Source organism: Peptoniphilus faecalis (genome assembly GCF_012976305.1).
GTDB lineage: Bacteria > Bacillota > Clostridia > Tissierellales > Peptoniphilaceae > Peptoniphilus_A > Peptoniphilus_A faecalis.
In genome coordinates, this window is sequence record NZ_JABDSR010000034.1 from 1 (window position 1) to 711 (window position 711).

Annotated in this window: 2 rRNA genes; both read right to left on the reverse strand. The window is 51.2% G+C overall.

The features are described 5' to 3' along the window. Positions 1-115 (reverse strand): 5S ribosomal RNA (gene rrf / locus HKO22_RS10620); the annotation flags it as partial. A gap of 29 nt (positions 116-144) precedes the next feature. Further along, a 23S ribosomal RNA gene (locus tag HKO22_RS10625) occupies positions 145-711 on the reverse strand; the annotation flags it as partial.

A 711-nucleotide genomic window follows, 5' to 3' on the forward strand; every position in this document is an offset into this window, starting at 1 on the left:
CTGGCGATAACTTACTCTCCCAGGTCGTTGCCAACCAAGTACCATCAGCGGACTAATGCTTAACTTCTGTGTTCGGCATGGTTACAGGTGTGTCCATTGTCCTATTCTCACCAGATTCCTTAAAACTAATCGCCTTTCTTTTTTTTGGTCAAGTCTTCGACCTATTAGTACTCGCTAGCTTAATGTATTGCTACACTTACACCTTGAGCCTATCTACCTCGTTTTCTTCAAGGGGTCTTATCTTTCGAGGGAAATCTCATCTCGAGGGGGGCTTCGTGCTTAGATGCCTTCAGCTCTTATCCCTTCCAAACTTAGCTTCCCAGCTATGCACTTGGCAGTACAACTGGTTCACCAGCGGTTTGTCCATCCCGGTCCTCTCGTACTAAGGACAGCTCCTCTCAAATTTCCTACGCCCACGACGGATAGGGACCGAACTGTCTCGCGACGTTCTGAACCCAGCTCGCGTGCCTCTTTAATGGGCGAACAGCCCAACCCTTGGGACCTACTTCAGCCCCAGGATGAGACGAGCCGACATCGAGGTGCCAAACCTCCCCGTCGATGTGGACTCTTGGGGGAGATAAGCCTGTTATCCCCGGGGTAGCTTTTATCCGTTGAGCGATGGCCCTTCCACTCGGTACCACCGGATCACTAAGTCCTGCTTTCGCATCTGCTCGACTTGTTGGTCTCGCAGTTAAGCTCCCTTCTGCCTTT